This window comes from Caulobacter zeae (genome assembly GCF_002858925.1).
Taxonomy (GTDB): domain Bacteria; phylum Pseudomonadota; class Alphaproteobacteria; order Caulobacterales; family Caulobacteraceae; genus Caulobacter; species Caulobacter zeae.
Genome location: NZ_PJRS01000041.1, coordinates 65,040 through 81,009, shown reverse-complemented (window position 1 = coordinate 81,009; position 15,970 = coordinate 65,040). Strand labels below are relative to the sequence as shown.

Annotated in this window: 14 protein-coding genes; 9 read left to right on the top strand and 5 right to left on the bottom strand. The window is 69.9% G+C overall.

What is annotated here, in order from left to right; all coding sequences use genetic code 11:
* Positions 1-48 precede the first annotated feature (48 nt).
* On the bottom strand, positions 49-396 hold the full coding sequence (locus SGCZBJ_RS19845) for an endonuclease domain-containing protein (RefSeq protein WP_101719668.1): 348 nt from the start codon (positions 394-396) through the stop codon (positions 49-51).
* A 145-nt stretch (positions 397-541) separates the two neighbouring features.
* Here SGCZBJ_RS19845 and SGCZBJ_RS19840 point away from each other — a divergent pair, with 145 nt between their 5' ends.
* A complete protein-coding gene (locus SGCZBJ_RS19840) occupies positions 542-1,537 on the top strand; it encodes an aspartate carbamoyltransferase catalytic subunit (protein ID WP_101715586.1) in 996 nt (331 codons plus the stop codon).
* Positions 1,534-2,835, top strand: coding sequence for a dihydroorotase (gene pyrC, locus SGCZBJ_RS19835; RefSeq protein WP_101719667.1), 1,302 nt, complete (start codon positions 1,534-1,536; stop codon positions 2,833-2,835). Before SGCZBJ_RS19840 ends, pyrC begins: the two co-directional genes overlap by 4 nt.
* 3 nt (positions 2,836-2,838) lie before the next feature.
* Here pyrC and SGCZBJ_RS19830 read toward each other — a convergent pair whose 3' ends face one another.
* A complete protein-coding gene (locus SGCZBJ_RS19830) occupies positions 2,839-3,393 on the bottom strand; it encodes a hypothetical protein (RefSeq protein WP_101719666.1) in 555 nt (184 codons plus the stop codon).
* 154 nt (positions 3,394-3,547) lie between these two features.
* Here SGCZBJ_RS19830 and plsY point away from each other — a divergent pair, with 154 nt between their 5' ends.
* The 6 genes from plsY (at position 3,548) to rnr (ending at position 12,605) form a co-directional block, all read left to right on the top strand.
* Positions 3,548-4,195, top strand: a complete 648-nt coding sequence (gene plsY / locus SGCZBJ_RS19825) for a glycerol-3-phosphate 1-O-acyltransferase PlsY (RefSeq protein ID WP_101719665.1) — start codon at positions 3,548-3,550, stop codon at positions 4,193-4,195.
* Positions 4,195-5,292, top strand: coding sequence for a DNA-processing protein DprA (gene dprA, locus SGCZBJ_RS19820; protein ID WP_101719664.1), 1,098 nt, complete (start codon positions 4,195-4,197; stop codon positions 5,290-5,292). The genes plsY and dprA overlap by 1 nt, the downstream gene beginning before the upstream one ends.
* 14 nt (positions 5,293-5,306) lie before the next feature.
* Complete coding sequence (locus tag SGCZBJ_RS19815; RefSeq protein WP_101719663.1) at positions 5,307-6,989, top strand: M61 family metallopeptidase; 1,683 nt, start codon at positions 5,307-5,309, stop codon at positions 6,987-6,989.
* Between the two features lie 145 nt (positions 6,990-7,134).
* A complete protein-coding gene (topA, locus tag SGCZBJ_RS19810; protein WP_101719662.1) occupies positions 7,135-9,810 on the top strand; it encodes a type I DNA topoisomerase in 2,676 nt (891 codons plus the stop codon).
* Between the two features lie 32 nt (positions 9,811-9,842).
* Positions 9,843-10,217: a hypothetical protein gene (locus SGCZBJ_RS19805; RefSeq protein ID WP_101719661.1), complete on the top strand. Its 375-nt coding sequence runs from the start codon at positions 9,843-9,845 to the stop codon at positions 10,215-10,217.
* A gap of 99 nt (positions 10,218-10,316) precedes the next feature.
* Positions 10,317-12,605, top strand: coding sequence for a ribonuclease R (gene rnr, locus SGCZBJ_RS19800; RefSeq protein ID WP_101719774.1), 2,289 nt, complete (start codon positions 10,317-10,319; stop codon positions 12,603-12,605).
* Between the two features lie 140 nt (positions 12,606-12,745).
* Here the strand turns inward: rnr and SGCZBJ_RS19795 are convergent, their stop codons facing one another.
* From SGCZBJ_RS19795 to SGCZBJ_RS19785, 3 genes are all read right to left on the bottom strand, one after another.
* On the bottom strand, positions 12,746-13,003 hold the full coding sequence (locus SGCZBJ_RS19795; protein WP_240621581.1) for a DUF2164 domain-containing protein: 258 nt from the start codon (positions 13,001-13,003) through the stop codon (positions 12,746-12,748).
* The gene (gene argF, locus SGCZBJ_RS19790; protein WP_101719660.1) at positions 12,982-13,917 is read right to left on the bottom strand and encodes an ornithine carbamoyltransferase; all 936 of its coding nucleotides are present in this window, start codon (positions 13,915-13,917) and stop codon (positions 12,982-12,984) included. Before argF ends, SGCZBJ_RS19795 begins: the two co-directional genes overlap by 22 nt.
* A gap of 125 nt (positions 13,918-14,042) precedes the next feature.
* Positions 14,043-15,257, bottom strand: coding sequence for an aspartate aminotransferase family protein (locus tag SGCZBJ_RS19785; RefSeq protein ID WP_101719659.1), 1,215 nt, complete (start codon positions 15,255-15,257; stop codon positions 14,043-14,045).
* Between the two features lie 220 nt (positions 15,258-15,477).
* Here SGCZBJ_RS19785 and SGCZBJ_RS19780 point away from each other — a divergent pair, with 220 nt between their 5' ends.
* Complete coding sequence (locus SGCZBJ_RS19780) at positions 15,478-15,885, top strand: YbaY family lipoprotein (RefSeq protein ID WP_101719658.1); 408 nt, start codon at positions 15,478-15,480, stop codon at positions 15,883-15,885.
* Positions 15,886-15,970 lie beyond the last annotated feature (85 nt).

The window sequence follows — 15,970 nt, the reverse complement described above, 5'->3', positions numbered from 1 at the left end:
GAGGGAGAGGGAGGGGCCCACCGCTGAAAGCGGTGGGAGGGTGAGGGCCTAAGGCCTCGCCGCCCTGAGCACGGACAGTATCTCATCACCCACGCCGTCCAACTCATAGCGCACGGCGTCGTTCCAGAACCGCAGAACGATATATCCGCAGGCCTCGAGCACTTCGGTTCGAGCCGCGTCGTAGGCGCGGCCAGCGTCATCAGCATGCTGGCCGCCGTCGAGCTCGACGACCAGCCTGGCCTCGATGCAGACGAAATCGGCGACGTAGCGGTCGATCGGGACCTGTCGACGAAACTTGAAGCCGTCCAGGCGGCGACCACGCAAGACGGACCAGAGCGTGCGCTCGGCGTCGGTCTGGTCGCGGCGCAGGCGCCTGGCCATTGCCGTTCGGTTCATGGTGAAGCCCCTCCCCCTCCCACCGCTTCGCGGCGGGCCCCTCCCTCTCCCTATGGGAGAGGTTGAAATTAGCGCGACTCAATCTTGAGGTGCAAATCCAGCGCCTTCTTCCCTTCCCGCCCAAAGCCGCCTATGACGCGGGCTCATGACGGCTTCAGCCCATGACCCGAGCGCGGCGATCGAGACGATCCGCAAGCGCCTCTTCTCGTTCCCCAAGCGGCACTTCCTTTCGGCGGGCGATCTCAACGCTCCCCAGGCGGCCGACCTCCTGGACCTGGCCGACGCCTTCGTGGCGTTGAACCGGCAGACGTCCAAGTCCCTCGACCTGCTCAAGGGACGGACTCTGATGAACCTGTTCTTCGAGAACAGCACCCGCACCCAAAGCTCGTTCGAGCTGGCCGGCAAGCGGCTGGGCGCCGATGTCGTCAACATGAACCCCAAGACCTCGTCGGTGGCCAAGGGCGAGACCCTGATCGACACGGCCGTGACGCTGAACGCCATGCGGCCCGACCTCTTGGTCGTGCGCCACGCCTCGTCGGGCGCGGCGTCCCTACTCAGCCAGAAGGTCAGCGGCAGCGTCGTCAACGCCGGCGACGGCCAGCACGAGCACCCGACCCAGGCGCTGCTCGACGCCCTGTCCATCCGGCGGGCTTTCGGCCGCGTCTCGGGCCTGACCGTGGCGATCTGCGGCGACGTGCTGCACAGCCGCGTGGCCCGCTCGAACGTCGCCCTCCTCCAGATCCTGGGCGCCAGCGTGCGCCTGGTGGGCCCGCCCACCCTGATGCCGGCCCAGGCCGAGCGCTGGGGCGTGACCGTCCACCACGACATGAAGTCGGGCCTGGCCGGCGCGGACGTGGTGATGATGCTGCGCCTGCAGCTGGAGCGGATGCAGGGCGGCTTCGTGCCCTCGACCCGCGAATACTTCCGCTTCTACGGTCTCGACCGCGAGAAGCTGTCGCGCGCCGCGCCAGGGGCAAAGGTCATGCACCCCGGCCCGATGAACCGCGGCGTCGAGATCGACAGCGACGTCGCCGACGATCCCGCCGTCAGCCTGATCCAGGACCAGGTCGAGATGGGCGTCGCCGCCCGCATGGCCGTGCTCGCCGCCCTCGCCCACCGTCTCGAGGAGGAAGGCCGATGACCGCGCCGCAGCCGCTCGCCTTCGTCAACGCTCGCCTGGTCGATCCCGAGAGCGGCTATGACGGCCCCGGCGGCGTCATCGTCTCCGAAGGCGTCATCGCCGACGTGGCCAAGGGCCGCGAGTTCGGCAAGCTCAGCAAGGGCGTGCGCGTCGTCGACTGCGGCGGCGCCATGCTGGCCCCGGGCCTGATCGACCTGCGTGTCAAGACCGGCGAGCCGGGCGCGGAAACCAAGGAAACCCTGGCCAGCGCCGCGCGCGCCGCGGCAGCCGGCGGCGTGACCAGCTTCGTCGTCCAGCCCGACACCGATCCGGCCGTCGACGATCCCAGCACGGTCGACTTCCTGCTGCGCCGGGCCCGCGACATCGACACCGCCCGCATCCTCTGCGCCGGGGCGGCGACCAAGGGCCTGCGCGGCGAGGAGATGGCCGAGATCGGCCTGATGCGCGAGGCCGGCTGCGTCTACGTCACCGACGCCGACAAGCCGATCGCCGACAGCAAGGTGTTCCAGCGCCTGCTCTCCTACGCCAGGGGCTTCGACACCATCCTGGCCCACCGGCCGCTCGACCCGTGGCTGGCCAAGGGCGGAGCCGCCACCGGCGGCGAATTCGCCGCCCGCATGGGACTGCCCTCGATCTCGCCGATGGCCGAGCGGATCATGCTGGAGCGCGACGTGGCCCTCCTGGAAGCCACCGGCGGGCGCCTGCTGGTCGACCAGCTGACCAGCGCCCAGGCGTTGGAGACCCTGGCCCGCGCCAAGAAGAAGGGCTTGCGCATCCACGCCAGCGTGTCGATCAACCACCTGTGCTTCAACGAACTGGACATCGGCGACTACCGCAGCTTCGCCAAGCTGACCCCGCCCCTGCGCGGCGAGGACGATCGCCAGGCGCTGATCGAGGCGCTGGCGGACGGGCTGATCGACATCGTCGTCTCGGCCCACGCTCCGGCCCCGGCCGAGGACAAGCGCCTGCCGTTCGACCAGGCCGCGCCCGGCGCGGTCGGCCTGGAGACCCTGCTGCCGGCGCTGCTGGGCCTCTATCACGACGAGCGCCTGGCCCTGATCGACCTGATCCGGGCGGTGACCCTGGCCCCGGCCAGCTTGCTTGGCCTGCAGACCGGCCGCATCGCGCCCGGCGCGCCGGCCGACCTCGTTTTGTGTGACCTGGACGCCCCGATCATCGTCGACGCCGCCAAGCTGCTCTCCAAGTCGAAGAACTCGCCGTTCGACGGTCGCAGGCTGCAAGGCCAGGTGCTGATGACGATCGTCGACGGCCGGATCGTGCACCGCGCCGAGGGCTGAGCCCTACGAGCAACTCTCGGCCGGAACCAGGGCGACGCTAGCCGGGCTGAGCTTGATCTGGCGCGCCTGCCCCATGTCGCCATAGACGCCGACCTGGGCCGTGCCGGACACGCCGACGGTGGAGGCGTCGCCACCGGCGATCTCGACCAGGGCTAGGCCGCGCAGGTCGCCGATGTGGTCGCGATCGAGGAAGGCCGCGCCGACCGAAGCCTGGCCGTCGAGGCCCGCGCCGCCGCGCGCGGCGCTCAGCGACCAGCCGGCCGGCGTCTTGCAGACCTTCGTGACCTTGGCGCCCGAAAGCTTCAGCCCGAAGGCGTCGACATAGTCGTCCGGGCCAAGAGCGATCCCCTGGATCGACAGCAGGAAGCGCGTGGCCGCGGCCGGCTCTGGCGCGCTCACGACCGGCTTGGGCGGCGAAGGCTTGGCGGGCGACGCCGGTGCGGGCTTGTCAGCCGCCCCCGGCTTGCCGACGAAGTGGGCCAGGGCCAAGGCCCCGCCGACGCCGAGCACCGCGGCGACAAGAATGGGAATCAGACGGTCGTAGCGCGGATCCTTCATGACCCGCTCAATAGAACAGGCCCGCCCTGACGCCCAAGCCGAACTTCCCAAACGGAAGCATGAACCGGCGCGCGAAGCGGCTATAAGAAGCGAAAACAGGCTTGCCTCTCCAGCCAAGCTTGGCCATGTTTCGCTCGCGCAAAGGTAGCATTTCTTGGAAAGCCTCGCCCCCGTCGCCTATCTGACCCTCGCGATCGCCGTGATCGGGGGCTACCTGCTGGGCTCGATCCCGTTCGGCCTGATCGCCACGCGCCTGGGCGGGGCCGGCGACATCCGCAAGATCGGTTCGGGCAACATCGGCGCGACCAACGTGCTGCGTTCGGGCCGCAAGGACCTGGCGGCCATCACCCTGCTGGGCGACGGCGGCAAGGGCGCGGTCGCCGTGGGCCTGGCCCACCTGCTCAGCCACGGCAACCCGCTGGTCGTGGCGCTGGCCGGCGGCGCGGCCTTCGCCGGCCACATCTTCCCCGTCTGGCTGAAGTTCAACGGCGGCAAGGGCGTGGCCACCTTCTACGGCGTGCTGCTGGCCGCCGCCTGGCCCGTGGGCCTGCTGGCCGCCGCCACCTGGCTGGCCATGGCCGCCCTCTTCCGCATCAGCTCGCTGGCCGCCCTGACCGCCGCCGCCCTGGCCGCCCCGTTCGCCCTGGCCACCGACCGCCCCTACCCTATCCTGGGCCTGTGCCTGTTCATGGCCGTGCTGATCTACATCCGCCACAAGGACAACATCGCCCGCCTGCTCAAGGGCGAGGAGCCGAAGATCGGCAATAAGAAGACGGCGGAAGCGCCGCCTCCTGAAGCCTGATGACCCGGGGCCTTTCGGATCAGGAGCGCTTGGCCTGGCTTCGCCTGGCGCGCACCGAGACGGTCGGCCCCGTCGCCTTCGAACACCTTCTTCGGCGCTTCGGCTCGCCCGAGCGGGCGCTGATCGCCCTGCCCGACCTGGCCCGCCGCGCGGGCCGCGCGGCCCCGCTGCGACCGCCGCCGACGGACGAGATCCTGCGCGAGCTGGACGACGGCGCCAAACTGGGCGCCCGCCTGATCTGCGCCTGCGAGCCTGACTTTCCCCATCGCCTGGCCACCCTGGATCCGCCGCCGCCGGTGATCTGGGCGCTGGGTCACTACGAACTCTTGCCGCAGCCCAGCGTCGCCATCGTCGGCGCACGCATCGCCTCGGCCGCGGGCCAGCGTTTCGCCCGGCAGCTGGCCGCCGAACTGGGTCAGCACGGCCACGTGGTGGTCTCGGGCCTGGCGCGCGGGGTCGACGGCGCGGCGCACGAGGGCTCGCTGTCGACCGGCACGATCGCCGTTCTGGGCGGGGGCATCGCCGACATCTATCCGCCCGAGCACGCATCCTTGCACGCCCGCATCGCCGAGCAGGGCTGCGTCGTTTCCGAAAGCGCCCCGCTGCGCCGCGCCCAGGCCAAGGACTTCCCTCGCCGCAACCGCATCATCTCGGGCCTGTCGCTGGGCGTCGTCGTGGTCGAGGCCGAGCTCAAGTCGGGCTCGCTGATCACCGCGCGCCTCGCCGCCGAGCAGGGCCGCGACGTCTTCGCGGTGCCCGGCTCGCCGCTGGACCCGCGCGCCAAGGGCCCCAACGACCTGATCCGCCAGGGCGCGATCCTGTGCGAGGGCGTCGAGGACGTGCTGCGCTCGCTGTCCGCCTCGCCGTCGATGCGCGAGCGCGACCGGGCCTGGGACCCGGACGAGGCCGCCGACGATATCGACCACGACGCCCTGCGCGAGCACGTGGCGGCGCTGCTGTCGCCCACGCCGGTCTCCCGCGACGAGCTGGTGCGCGCCGTCAAAGCGCCGACTTCGGCGGTGATGGCCGCCCTGGTCGAGCTGGCGCTGGCCGACCGGGTCGAACTGCTGCCCGGGGGCATGGTGGCCGGCGTCTGAGGGGGCGTAACCGCGTGAGACTGCTGATTTCGGGCGTGCTGGCCGCGCTGATGATGGCCGCGGCGGCGCAGGCCTCGCCGAAGGCCGCCCCGGTCATTACCTACACGATCGCTCCGCGCCTTTCGGGGCCCGACCTGGCCGCGCTGGAGATCACCGTCCGGTTCAAGGCCGACGCCGACGGCGTGACCCGCCTGGAGCTGCCGGACCAGGCGATGGGCCGCAAGGGCGCGTGGCGCAACCTGTCGAACCTGACGGTCGAGGGCGCCGACTCCATGGTCGAGGACGGGCCGGCCCACCGCCTGGTTCGCTCCCGGCCCGGCCGCAGGCTGATTCTGCGCTACACGCTGAGCGGCGTGCTGAACCGCGAGCCCAGCCAATCGGACAGCTATCCGGCGGAGCCGTGGATCGCGTCGTCCTGGTTCTACGTCGATGGTCCCAGCGCCATGGTCGCGGTGGAGGGGCGCGACGACGTCCCCGTCAGCGTCGCCTGGGACGACGCCTGGCCCAAGGACTTCCACCTGGCCTCCAACCTGGAAGGCGGCGCGCTGACTGATCCCCGCGCTGCGGTGCTGATCGGCGGGCGCGACCTGCGGATCGTCCGCGCCGGGCCGCTACGCCTGGCGGTGCGGGGAAACTTCGCCTTCGCCGACGCCGACCTCGCCAGGTCGCTGGAGACCATCCTGCGCGCCGAGCGCGGCTTCTTCGGCGATGCGCAGCAGACGCCCTACCTGGTGACGGCCCAGAGCCTGAAGACCGAGAACGGCAGCACCTTCTCGGGCACGGGCAAGCACCAGGCCTTCGCCATGGCCGTGACGCCCAACCTGTCGCTGGACGAGGTGCGCGTACTGCTGGCGCACGAGATCTTCCACACCTGGAACCCCAGTCGCCTGGGCAAGCCCGTCGGTCCGCCCGGCTACTGGTACAGCGAGGGCTTCACCGACTTCTACGCCCACCGGCTGATGGCGCGGGAAGGCCAGATCACGCCCCAGGCCTTCGTCGCAGCCTGGAACGAGACCCTGCGGGCCTATGGAACCTCGCCAGCCATCGCCATGCCAGGCGAGGAAGCCGCCGCCAAGTTCTGGACCGATCCCAACGCCGACCAGCTGGCCTATCAACGCGGCGCCCTCCTGGCGGCGATCTGGGACCAACGGCTGCGGGCGGCGGGCGCCAGCCTGGACGCCGTGCTCGATGCCCAGATGGCCCTGCACGAGCGCCAGCCCGACCTCACCATCGCCAAAGCCCTCCTGGAAGCCGCCAAGAGCCAGGGCCTGGAGGTCAGGGCCGACATCGAGGCCCACATCGACCAGGGCCGCCCGATCCGCCTGCCGACCGACGCCTTCCTGCCCTGCGCCACGGTGACGGACGTGACCACGCCTGTCTTCGATCGCGGCTTCGAGCCCAAGGTCGACGACAAGGGAACCATGACCGTCGCCGACTTGCGCGAGGACAGCGCCGCCTACCGGGCCGGGCTGCGCAACGGCGCGGTCATCGTCCAGCGCCGCAAGGGCGGCGGCGGCGACGCGACCACGCCCTACGAACTGGTCGTACGCGATGGCGACGGGCCGGTCCGGACCCTCACCTTCCTTCCGCAAGGCGCGACGACACAGCGCTATCAGCAGCTGGTCCTGACGCCCGAGGCGGCCGCGGCTCCGACGCTGTGCGCCTTCCGACCAAATCCGTCGCCGCCCTCTCTCTAAAGAGAGAGACTGGGGACGACCGCTATCCAATCGTCGAGCTTGTCGCGACCCCGCGTTGACAGACCCCCCGCCCTGCCCCCACTTTCCGGCGCTCGCCTCCTGGTTCGCCGGAAGGTCGATCCATCTCCCCTAGCTCAGAGTCGTAATGAACGTCGTCGTCGTCGAGAGCCCGGCCAAGGCCAAGACCATCAACAAGTACCTCGGGTCCGACTACACGGTTCTGGCCTCCTATGGGCATATCCGCGACCTGCCCTCGAAGGACGGGTCGGTCGAACCCGACAACGACTTCGCCATGAGCTGGGAGGTCGACGCCAAGGCTTCCAAGCGCGTGTCCGACATCGTCGACGCGCTGAAGAAGGCCGACCGCCTGATCCTCGCCACCGACCCGGATCGCGAAGGGGAAGCGATCAGCTGGCACGTGCTCGAGGTGCTGAACAAGAAGAAGGCGCTGAAGGACAAGCAGATCCAGCGCGTCACCTTCAACGCCATCACCAAGAGCGCCGTGACCGAGGCCATGAAGGCCCCGCGCGATCTCGACATGGAGCTGGTCGAGGCCTACCTGGCCCGCCGCGCCCTCGACTACCTGGTGGGCTTCACGCTGTCGCCGGTGCTGTGGCGCAAGCTTCCCGGTTCGCGTTCGGCCGGCCGCGTGCAGTCGGTGGCCCTGCGTCTGGTGGTCGACCGCGAGATCGAGATCGAGCGCTTCAAGACCCAGGAATACTGGACCGTCGACGCCGACGTCTCGGCCGGCAGCGACCCGTTCCTGGCGCGCCTCGTCAAGCACGACGGCAAGAAGCTCACCAAGTTCGACCTCGGCAACGAGACCTCGGCGCTGACCGCCAAGGCCGCCGTGCAGTCCGCAACCTTCAAGGTCGAGGCCGTCGAGAAGAAGCCCGGCAAGCGCTCGCCCGCCCCGCCCTTCACCACCTCGACCCTGCAGCAGGAAGCCGCCCGCAAGCTCGGCTTCTCGGCCCAGCGCACCATGCAGGCCGCCCAGAAGCTGTACGAGGGCATCGACATCGGCGGCGAGACCGTCGGCCTGATCACCTACATGCGTACCGACGGCGTTTCGATCGCCCCCGAAGGCATCGCCGACGCCCGCGAGGTGATCGGCGCCGTCTACGGCAAGGACTACGTGCCGGACGCCCCGCGCATCTACAAGTCGAAGGCCAAGAACGCCCAGGAGGCCCACGAAGCCATCCGTCCGACCAGCATGCGCCGCAACCCCGGCTCGCTGCGCCTGGATCCGGACCTGGGCCGCCTGTACGAGCTGATCTGGAAGCGCACCATCGCCTCGCAGATGGAGAGCGCCCGCATCGAGCGCACCACGGTCGACCTGGAAAGCCATGATGGCCGCACCGGCCTGCGCGCCACCGGCCAGGTCGTGCTGTTCCCCGGCTACCTGGCCGTCTACGAGGAAGGCCGCGACGACGAGGAGGGCGAAGACAGCGCCCGCCTGCCGGCCATCGTCGAAGGCGCCGCCGCCAAGGTCATCGAGGCCCGGGCCGACCAGCACTTCACCGAACCGCCGCCGCGCTATTCCGAAGCCAGCCTCGTCAAGAAGATGGAAGAGCTGGGCATCGGCCGTCCGTCGACCTACGCCTCCGTGCTGGGCGTGCTGCGCGACCGCGAGTACGTGCGGATGGAAAAGCAGCGCTTCATCCCCGAGGACAAGGGCCGCCTGGTTACCGCGTTCCTCGAGCAGTTCTTCCGCCGCTACGTGGAATACGACTTCACCGCGGCCCTGGAAGAGCGCCTCGACCTCGTTTCCGACGGCAAGCTCGACTGGAAGGAATTCCTGCGCGAGTTCTGGAAGGACTTCCACGCCGCCGTCGGCGAGATCGCCGAACTGCGCACCACCAATGTGCTCGACGCGCTGAACGACGCGCTGGGCCCGCACATCTTCCCCGACAAGGGCGATGGCACGAACCCGCGCCTGTGCCCGACCTGCGGCTCTGGCATGCTGTCGCTGAAGACCGGCAAGTTCGGCGCCTTCATCGGCTGCTCGAACTATCCGGAGTGCCGCTACACCCGCCAGCTGGGCGTGGCCGAGGGCGACGGCGAGGCCGAGAGCGCCGACAAGGAACTGGGGATCAACCCCGCCACCGGCCGCGCCGTGTGGCTGAAGAACGGCCGCTTCGGCCCCTACGTTGAAGAGGTGGCGGCCGAGGGCGAGAAACCCAAGCGCTCGTCCCTGCCCAAGGGCTGGACGCCGGCGGCGCTAGACCTGGAGAAGGCCCTGCGTCTGTTGTCCCTGCCGCGCGAGGTGGGCCAGCATCCGGACGACGGCAAGACGATCACGGCAGGCCTGGGGCGCTTCGGGCCGTTCGTGCTGCACGACGGCACCTACGCCAACCTGGAGAACGCCGACGAGGTGTTCGACGTCGGCCTCAACCGCGCCGTCGCCATCCTGGCCGACAAGCGGGCCGGCGGCGGGCGTCCGCAGCGCGCGGCCGCCGCGGCCCTGGCGGAGCTTGGCAATCACCCCGAGGACGGCAAGCCGGTGCGCGTGCTGTCGGGCCGCTTTGGTCCGTACATCAAGCACGGCGACACCAACGCCAACGTGCCCAAGGGCGCCGATCCCGCGGCCCTGACCCTGGCCGAAGCCGTGACCCTGCTGGCCGAGCGCGTGGCCAAGGGCGGCGGCAAGAAGCCGGCCAAGAAGGCCGCCGCGCCGAAGAAGGCGCCGGCCAAGGCCAAGGCGGCTAAAGTCGAGGGCGACGCCGCCGAGGCCAAGCCGAAGAAGGCCGCCGCCAAGACCACGGCGGCCAAGAAGCCGGCCGCCAAGAAGGCGCCGGCCAAGGCCAAGACCGAGGCGTGACGACTGGCGACCGGGGAGAGTAGACTAGCGCGATGACCACGCTCGAACGTCCCATGCCGCTGCCGCTGGTGGTGGTCCTGCTGTCGGCGGTCAGCGTCGTGGGCTTCGTGCTGGGCCTGCGCGGCGCGCTGGACACCGGCAAGCCGGCCGACGCGGTCTCGACCGCGCCGCTGGCCGAGGTCTCGGGTGTGCCGGTCAAGGACGCGACCCCGGCCCCGGTCGAGGTCGCCCCGCCGCCGCCTCCCCCGCCGGTCAAGCCGGTCGAGGAAGCGCCCGAGGAGATCGCCCCCGAGACGCCGCCGGTAGTCCAGGCCCCCGTTGCGCCGGCCACGCCGCCGCCGGCCGAAAAGAAGCCCGAGACGCCGCCCGCCCAGCAGACGCCGCAGCGGATCGAGGACCTCTACTAATCCCGCCCCGTTCCCCTCGGCCCTGAAACGGCTTAGAGGGGAGCAATGGCCAAACCTCGCCTCCCCAAGACCGCTTCTCCCAAGACCTCGCGCCCGAAGATGGCTTCGAAGCCTCGCCCGCCGGCCGGCCTCCCCGACAAGGAGACGCTGCTGGCGTTCCTGCGCGACGCCGGCGAGGCCGCCAAGGCCGACATCGCCCGCCACTTCGGCCTGAAGGGCGCTGATCGCCGCGCCCTGCGCGAGATGATCCGCGAGATGGAAGCCCAGGGCCAACTGGGCAAGCGCGGCCGCCGCGGCTTCGCCGAGGCCGGCGCCCTGCCCCCCGTCGGCGTGGCCGACGTGATCGAGCGCGACGCCGACGGCGACCTCTTCGTCAAGCTGACCAAGGCCGACGAGGACGTGGCCCTGGTGCGCCTGGCCCCCGATCGCAATGAGGCCGCCGCCGGCGCGCCGGGCCTGGGCGACCGCCTGCTGGTCCGCTTCGAGAAGCTGGAGAGCGGCGAGTACGAGGCACGCCTGATCAAGCGCCTGGGCCAGAGCGCCCACAAGGTGCTGGGCGTGGTGCGCAAGCAGCGCCGCGAGATCCGCGTCGAGCCGGTCGACCGCAAGTCCAAGGAAAGCTTCGTCCTCGACGTCTCGCAACCGGGCGTCGGCGACCTCAAGGACGGCGACTTGGTGGTCGTGCAGCAGAGCGGCCACGCCGGCCGCTACGGGCCCAAGCCGTGCCGCGTGCTGGAGACGGTCGGCAACGAGGAAGACCCCCGCGCCGCCTCGCTGATCGCCATCCACAGCCACGGCATCCCCACCGGCTTCTCCGACGAGGCCGAACAGGAGGCCAAGGCCGCCAAGGAGCCGACGCTGGAAGGCCGCGAAGATCTGCGCGACCTGCCGTTCGTGACCATCGACCCGGTGGACGCCCGCGACCACGACGACGCCGTCTACGCCCATCCCGACGACAGCGAGGGCAACAAGGGCGGTTGGGTGGTCTGGGTGGCCATCGCCGACGTGGCGGCCTATGTGCGCCCGGGCTCGGCCCTGGACCGCGACGCCCGCGACAAGGGCAACAGCGTCTATTTCCCCGACCGGGTGGAGCCGATGCTGCCCGAGACCCTGTCCAATGGCCTGTGCAGTCTGCGCGAGGGCGAGAACCGCGCCACCCTGGCCGTGCGCATGGTGTTCGACAAGTCGGGCCACAAGAAGAGCCACCGCTTCGTGCGCGGCCTGATGCGCTCGGCCGCCAAGCTGTCGTACGAGCAGGCCCAGGCCGCGATCGACGGAACCCCGCCGCCGGCCGGCCAGGATCCGGACAAGGCCCCGCCCCTGCTGGACGCGATCCTGACGCCGCTGTGGGAGGCCTTCCGCCTGATGGGCAAGGGTCGCGAGCAGCGCTCGCCCCTGGCCATCGAAAGCGACGAACGCCGCATCGTCATCACCAAGGACGGCGAAATCGCCTCGATCACCCGCCGCGCCAGCCTCGAAGCCCACAAGCTGATCGAGGAGATGATGATCCAGGCCAACGTCTCGGCCGCCGAGAGCCTGGAAGCCAAGCGCTCGCCGCTGATCTACCGCGTGCACGACACTCCGAGCCTGGAGAAGGTGCAGAACCTCGCCGAATTCCTGCAGACGCTGGAGATCCGCTGGAACAAGGGCGAGGCCCCGCAGACCAAGCGGTTCAACCAACTGCTAGAAGAGACGCGCGAGAGCCCGCACGCGGCGATCATCAACGAGGTGGTCCTGCGCACCCAGATGCAGGCCCACTATTCCAGCGACAACATCGGCCACTTCGGCCTGAACCTGGCCAAGTACGCCCACTTCACCAGCCCGATCCGGCGCTATGCCGACCTGATCGTGCACCGCGGCCTGATCCGCGCCCTGGGCCTTGGCGACGACGGTTTGACCGACCAGGACATCGCGCGGATCAAGGACACCGCCGAGGTCATCACCCACGCCGAGCGCCGGGCCATGGCCGCCGAGCGCGACGCGACCGACCGCTACATCGCCTCCTTCCTGGCCGACCGGGTGGGCGCGACCTTCAGCGGCCGGATCACCGGCGTCACCCGCTTTGGCCTGTTCATCAAGCTGGACGAGACCGGCGCCGACGGCCTGGTGCCGATCTCCAACCTGGGCGACGAGTTCTTCGTCCACGACGAGAAGCTGCACTCGCTGGTCGGCGAGCGCACCGGCAAGCGCTGGCCCCTGGGCCTGTCGGTCGAGGTGCGCCTGCGCGAGGCCACGCCGGTGACCGGCGGCCTGCTGTTCGAAATGCTGACCGACCCGCTGCCGGCCGATCCGAAGCTGCCGCGCCCGCGCCTGGGCGCGCGGCGGCAGGCGGCGGTCAAGCCGCGCGGCGGACTGCCCAAGGGCGTGCGGCGGGGCAAGCGGCGCTAAGATCAGGAACCTCCCCCTCTGGGGGAGGCGATCGCGCAGCGATCGGTGGGGGGTGTTACTGCGAAAGTGACGGGCGGCGCGGAAGCTGAAAACTTCCCCCACCGGCCTTCGGCCGCCTCCCCCAGAGGGGGAGGTTTCTATCAGACCGGCTTCTCGATCTCGTAGACCACGTCGTCCAGCTTCTGCAGGATCAGCGCCTGGGCGTCGCGGACGCCCTGGTTGAAGAACGCCGGACCCAGGGTCTTGCCGATGAAGTCGAGCAGGAAACCCGCCTCGAGGCCGCTGACCGGGCGATCGAGCTCGTCGCGCATGTAGAGCGTCAGCTTGCGCAGGGCCGCTTCACGCACATCCTTGTCGAGCTCGATGCGGGCCATGGTCAGCCGATGGCCCCGAAGCACCAGGCCAGGACCGACTTCTGGGCGTGGATGCGGTTCTCGGCCTCGTCCCAGACCAGCGAGCGCGGGCCGTCGAGGACGGCGTCGGTGACTTCCTCGCCGCGGTGCGCGGGCAGGCAGTGCAGGAACACGCCGTCGGGCTTGGCCAGATCCATCAGGGCGTCATCGACCTGGTAGGGCTCGAAGGCCTTCAGGCGCTCGTCATGGTCGGTGTCGCCCATCGAGACCCAGGTGTCGGCCACGACCACGTCAGCGCCGCGCACGGCTTCCTTGGGATCCTCGCTCATGGTCACGTCGCCGTTCAGGCCGGCGGCGCGGGCCAGGTCGTGCAGGTCGGCGTGATAGACCGCCGGGCAGGCGATCTTCAGCTTGAAGCCCAGCAGCGGGGCGGCGTGGATGAAGCTGGAGCAGACATTGTTGCCGTCGCCCACCCAGGCGATGGTCTTGCCGCCCACGTCGCCGCGATGCTCTTCGATCGTCAGCAGGTCGGCCATGATCTGGCACGGGTGGCTCTTGTCGGTGAGGCCGTTGATCACCGGCACCGTCGAGACCTGCGCGAAGCGCTCGACGTCGGCATGGACGTTGGCGCGGATCATCACCGCGTCGACCATGCGCGACAGCACCTTGGCGGTGTCCTCGATGGTCTCGCCGCGGCCCAGCTGCATGTCAGAGGCCGTGGAGATGATGGCGTCGCCGCCCAGCTGGCGCATGGCCGCGTCGAACGAGAAACGGGTGCGGGTCGAGTTCTTCTGGAAGATCATCGACAGCACGCGGTCCTTGGCGGGCGCGTCGGCGTCGATACGGCCCTGCGGCCAGCCCTTGCGGGCGGTCTTGCGGGCCTTGGCGTCCTCGAGGATCAGGCGCAGCGTGGCGCCGTCGAGCTTCCAGAGGTCGATGAAGTGACGGGGGGCGGTCATCTCAGGCCACCTTTCCGAAATGCCGCCCTCGTCCTTCGACGGGCTCAGGATGAGGGCGAATGAGCTTCAGTAGACGTCCTCACCCTGAGCTTGTCGAAGGGCGAGGACGTCGGTCCAGGATGCGATCAGGCCGCCGCTTGGGCGCGGACGACCTCGCAGGTCTTTTCGAGCTTGGCCACGGCCTCCTGGGCCTCGGCGATCGTCAGGTTCAGCGGCGGCAGCAGGCGCACGCAGTTGTCGCCGCCGCCGGCCACCAGCAGCTGCTGGTCGCGGGCCAGACCCATGAACTCGCGGTTGTTCGAGGCCAGCTTGATGCCGATCAGCAGCCCCTTGCCGCGGATGTCGAGCACGACGTCCGGGAAGCGGTCCTTCAGGCCGTTGAGCTGCTGGGTGAAGTAGCCGGCGACGGTCTTCACGTTGTCGAGCAGTTCGGGCGTGTTGATCGCGTCGAAGGCCGCCGTGCCGACCGCCATGGCCAGCGGGTTGCCGCCGTAGGTCGAGCCGTGGGTGCCGGGGGTCATGCCCTTGGCGCCCTCGTGGGTGGCCAGGCAGGCGCCGACCGGGAAGCCGCCGCCCAGGGCCTTGGCCACGCACATGATGTCGGGCTCGGCGCCGTCCGCCCACTCGTGGGCGAACAGCTTGCCGGTCCGGCCCATGCCGCTCTGCACTTCATCGAAGATCAGCAGGACGCCGGCCTCGCGGGTGATCTGGCGCAGTTCGACCAGTTGGGCCTCGGTCAGGGCGCGCGCCCCGCCCTCGCCCTGCACCGGCTCGATGATGACGCCGGCCGTGGTCGGGCCGATGGCGGCCTTCAGGGCCTCCAGGTCGCCGAACGGCAGCTGGATGAAGCCCGGCAGGCGCGGACCGAAGCCGTCGAGATAGCCGGCGTTGCCCGAGGCGTTGACCGCCGCGTACGAGCGGCCGTGGAACGAGCCGTCGAAGCCGATGATGTCGATGCGTTCCGGATTGCCGGCGACCGCGTGATAGCGGCGGGCGGCCTTCAGGGCGCACTCGATCGCCTCGGTGCCCGAGTTGGTGAAGAACACCACGTCGGCGAAGGTGGCCGCGCACAGCTTGTCGGCCAGCACTTCCTGCTCGGGGATCGTGTAGATGTTGGAGACGTGCCAGAGCTTCTCGCCCTGCGTCTTCAGGGCGTCGACCAGCACCGGGTGGGCATGACCCAGGCCGCAGGTGGCGATGCCGGCCACGCAGTCCAGGTATTCGCCGCCGTCGGTCGAGAACAGGCGCGCGCCTCGGCCTCGTTCGAACGCCAGCGGGGCGCGGTTGTAGACGCCCATGATGTGGTGTTGCGAGGAGTTGGACGACGACGCAGTGCTCAATTCGGCCTCCCAAAAAGGCAAGAAGCCCCCGGGCTTTCGCGCGGGGACTGGAAGGCCCGACGTTGTCGACGCGAAGCCCTGCCCTGTCAATGAAATCACTATGAATTTTCGCCCTGCGGGGCGCGGCGGACACACCCTGGCGGCGCGGGACCGCTAACTTGCCATCCAGGGACGATCCGACCTAAGCCTTGGCGCGGGGGAGATGCATGGAGGATCCACGATGAAGGCCGCCGTTTCCCTCGCCCTGCTGGCCCTGGCCGCCCTGCCCGGCTGCGCCTCGACGCCCCAAACCGCAGGCCCCGCCGCCGTCACCGGGACGGTGGTCTGGCGCGAGCGCATCATGCTGCCGCCCAACACCAAGACGATCGTGCGCCTGCAGGACGTCAGCCTGGCCGATGCACCGGCCAAGGTGCTGGCCGAGGACGTGATCGACGGCACGCGCGCCCCGCCCGTGGCCTTCAAGCTGGCCTATGATCCGGCCCAGATCCTGCCGAACCACCGCTATTCAGTGTCGGCGCGGGTGGAGGTCGACGGTCAGCTGCGCTTCATCAACGACACCCACATCGCGGTGATCAACGACGGCCCGACCAAGGACGTCGAGGTGCTGGTCAAGGGCGTGGGACGGTAAGGACAAAAATCGTCATCCCGGCCGCAGCGAAGCGGAGAGCCGGGACCCAGGGGCCGCCGCACCGCGGTGGCTCAAAACCATCGGG

Excerpts from the sequence above, each read along its gene's own strand:
- SGCZBJ_RS19840 (WP_101715586.1), top strand. The coding sequence starts at position 542 with ATGACGGCTTCAGCCCATGACCCGAGCGCGGCGATCGAGACGATCCGC.
- pyrC (WP_101719667.1), top strand. The coding sequence starts at position 1,534 with ATGACCGCGCCGCAGCCGCTCGCCTTCGTCAACGCTCGCCTGGTCGAT.
- SGCZBJ_RS19830 (WP_101719666.1), bottom strand. The coding sequence starts at position 3,393 with ATGAAGGATCCGCGCTACGACCGTCTGATTCCCATTCTTGTCGCCGCG.
- SGCZBJ_RS19805 (WP_101719661.1), top strand. The coding sequence starts at position 9,843 with ATGACCACGCTCGAACGTCCCATGCCGCTGCCGCTGGTGGTGGTCCTG.
- topA (WP_101719662.1), top strand. The coding sequence starts at position 7,135 with ATGAACGTCGTCGTCGTCGAGAGCCCGGCCAAGGCCAAGACCATCAAC.
- dprA (WP_101719664.1), top strand. The coding sequence starts at position 4,195 with ATGACCCGGGGCCTTTCGGATCAGGAGCGCTTGGCCTGGCTTCGCCTG.
- argF (WP_101719660.1), bottom strand. The coding sequence starts at position 13,917 with ATGACCGCCCCCCGTCACTTCATCGACCTCTGGAAGCTCGACGGCGCC.
- SGCZBJ_RS19780 (WP_101719658.1), top strand. The coding sequence starts at position 15,478 with ATGAAGGCCGCCGTTTCCCTCGCCCTGCTGGCCCTGGCCGCCCTGCCC.
- rnr (WP_101719774.1), top strand. The coding sequence starts at position 10,317 with ATGGCTTCGAAGCCTCGCCCGCCGGCCGGCCTCCCCGACAAGGAGACG.
- SGCZBJ_RS19845 (WP_101719668.1), bottom strand. The coding sequence starts at position 396 with ATGAACCGAACGGCAATGGCCAGGCGCCTGCGCCGCGACCAGACCGAC.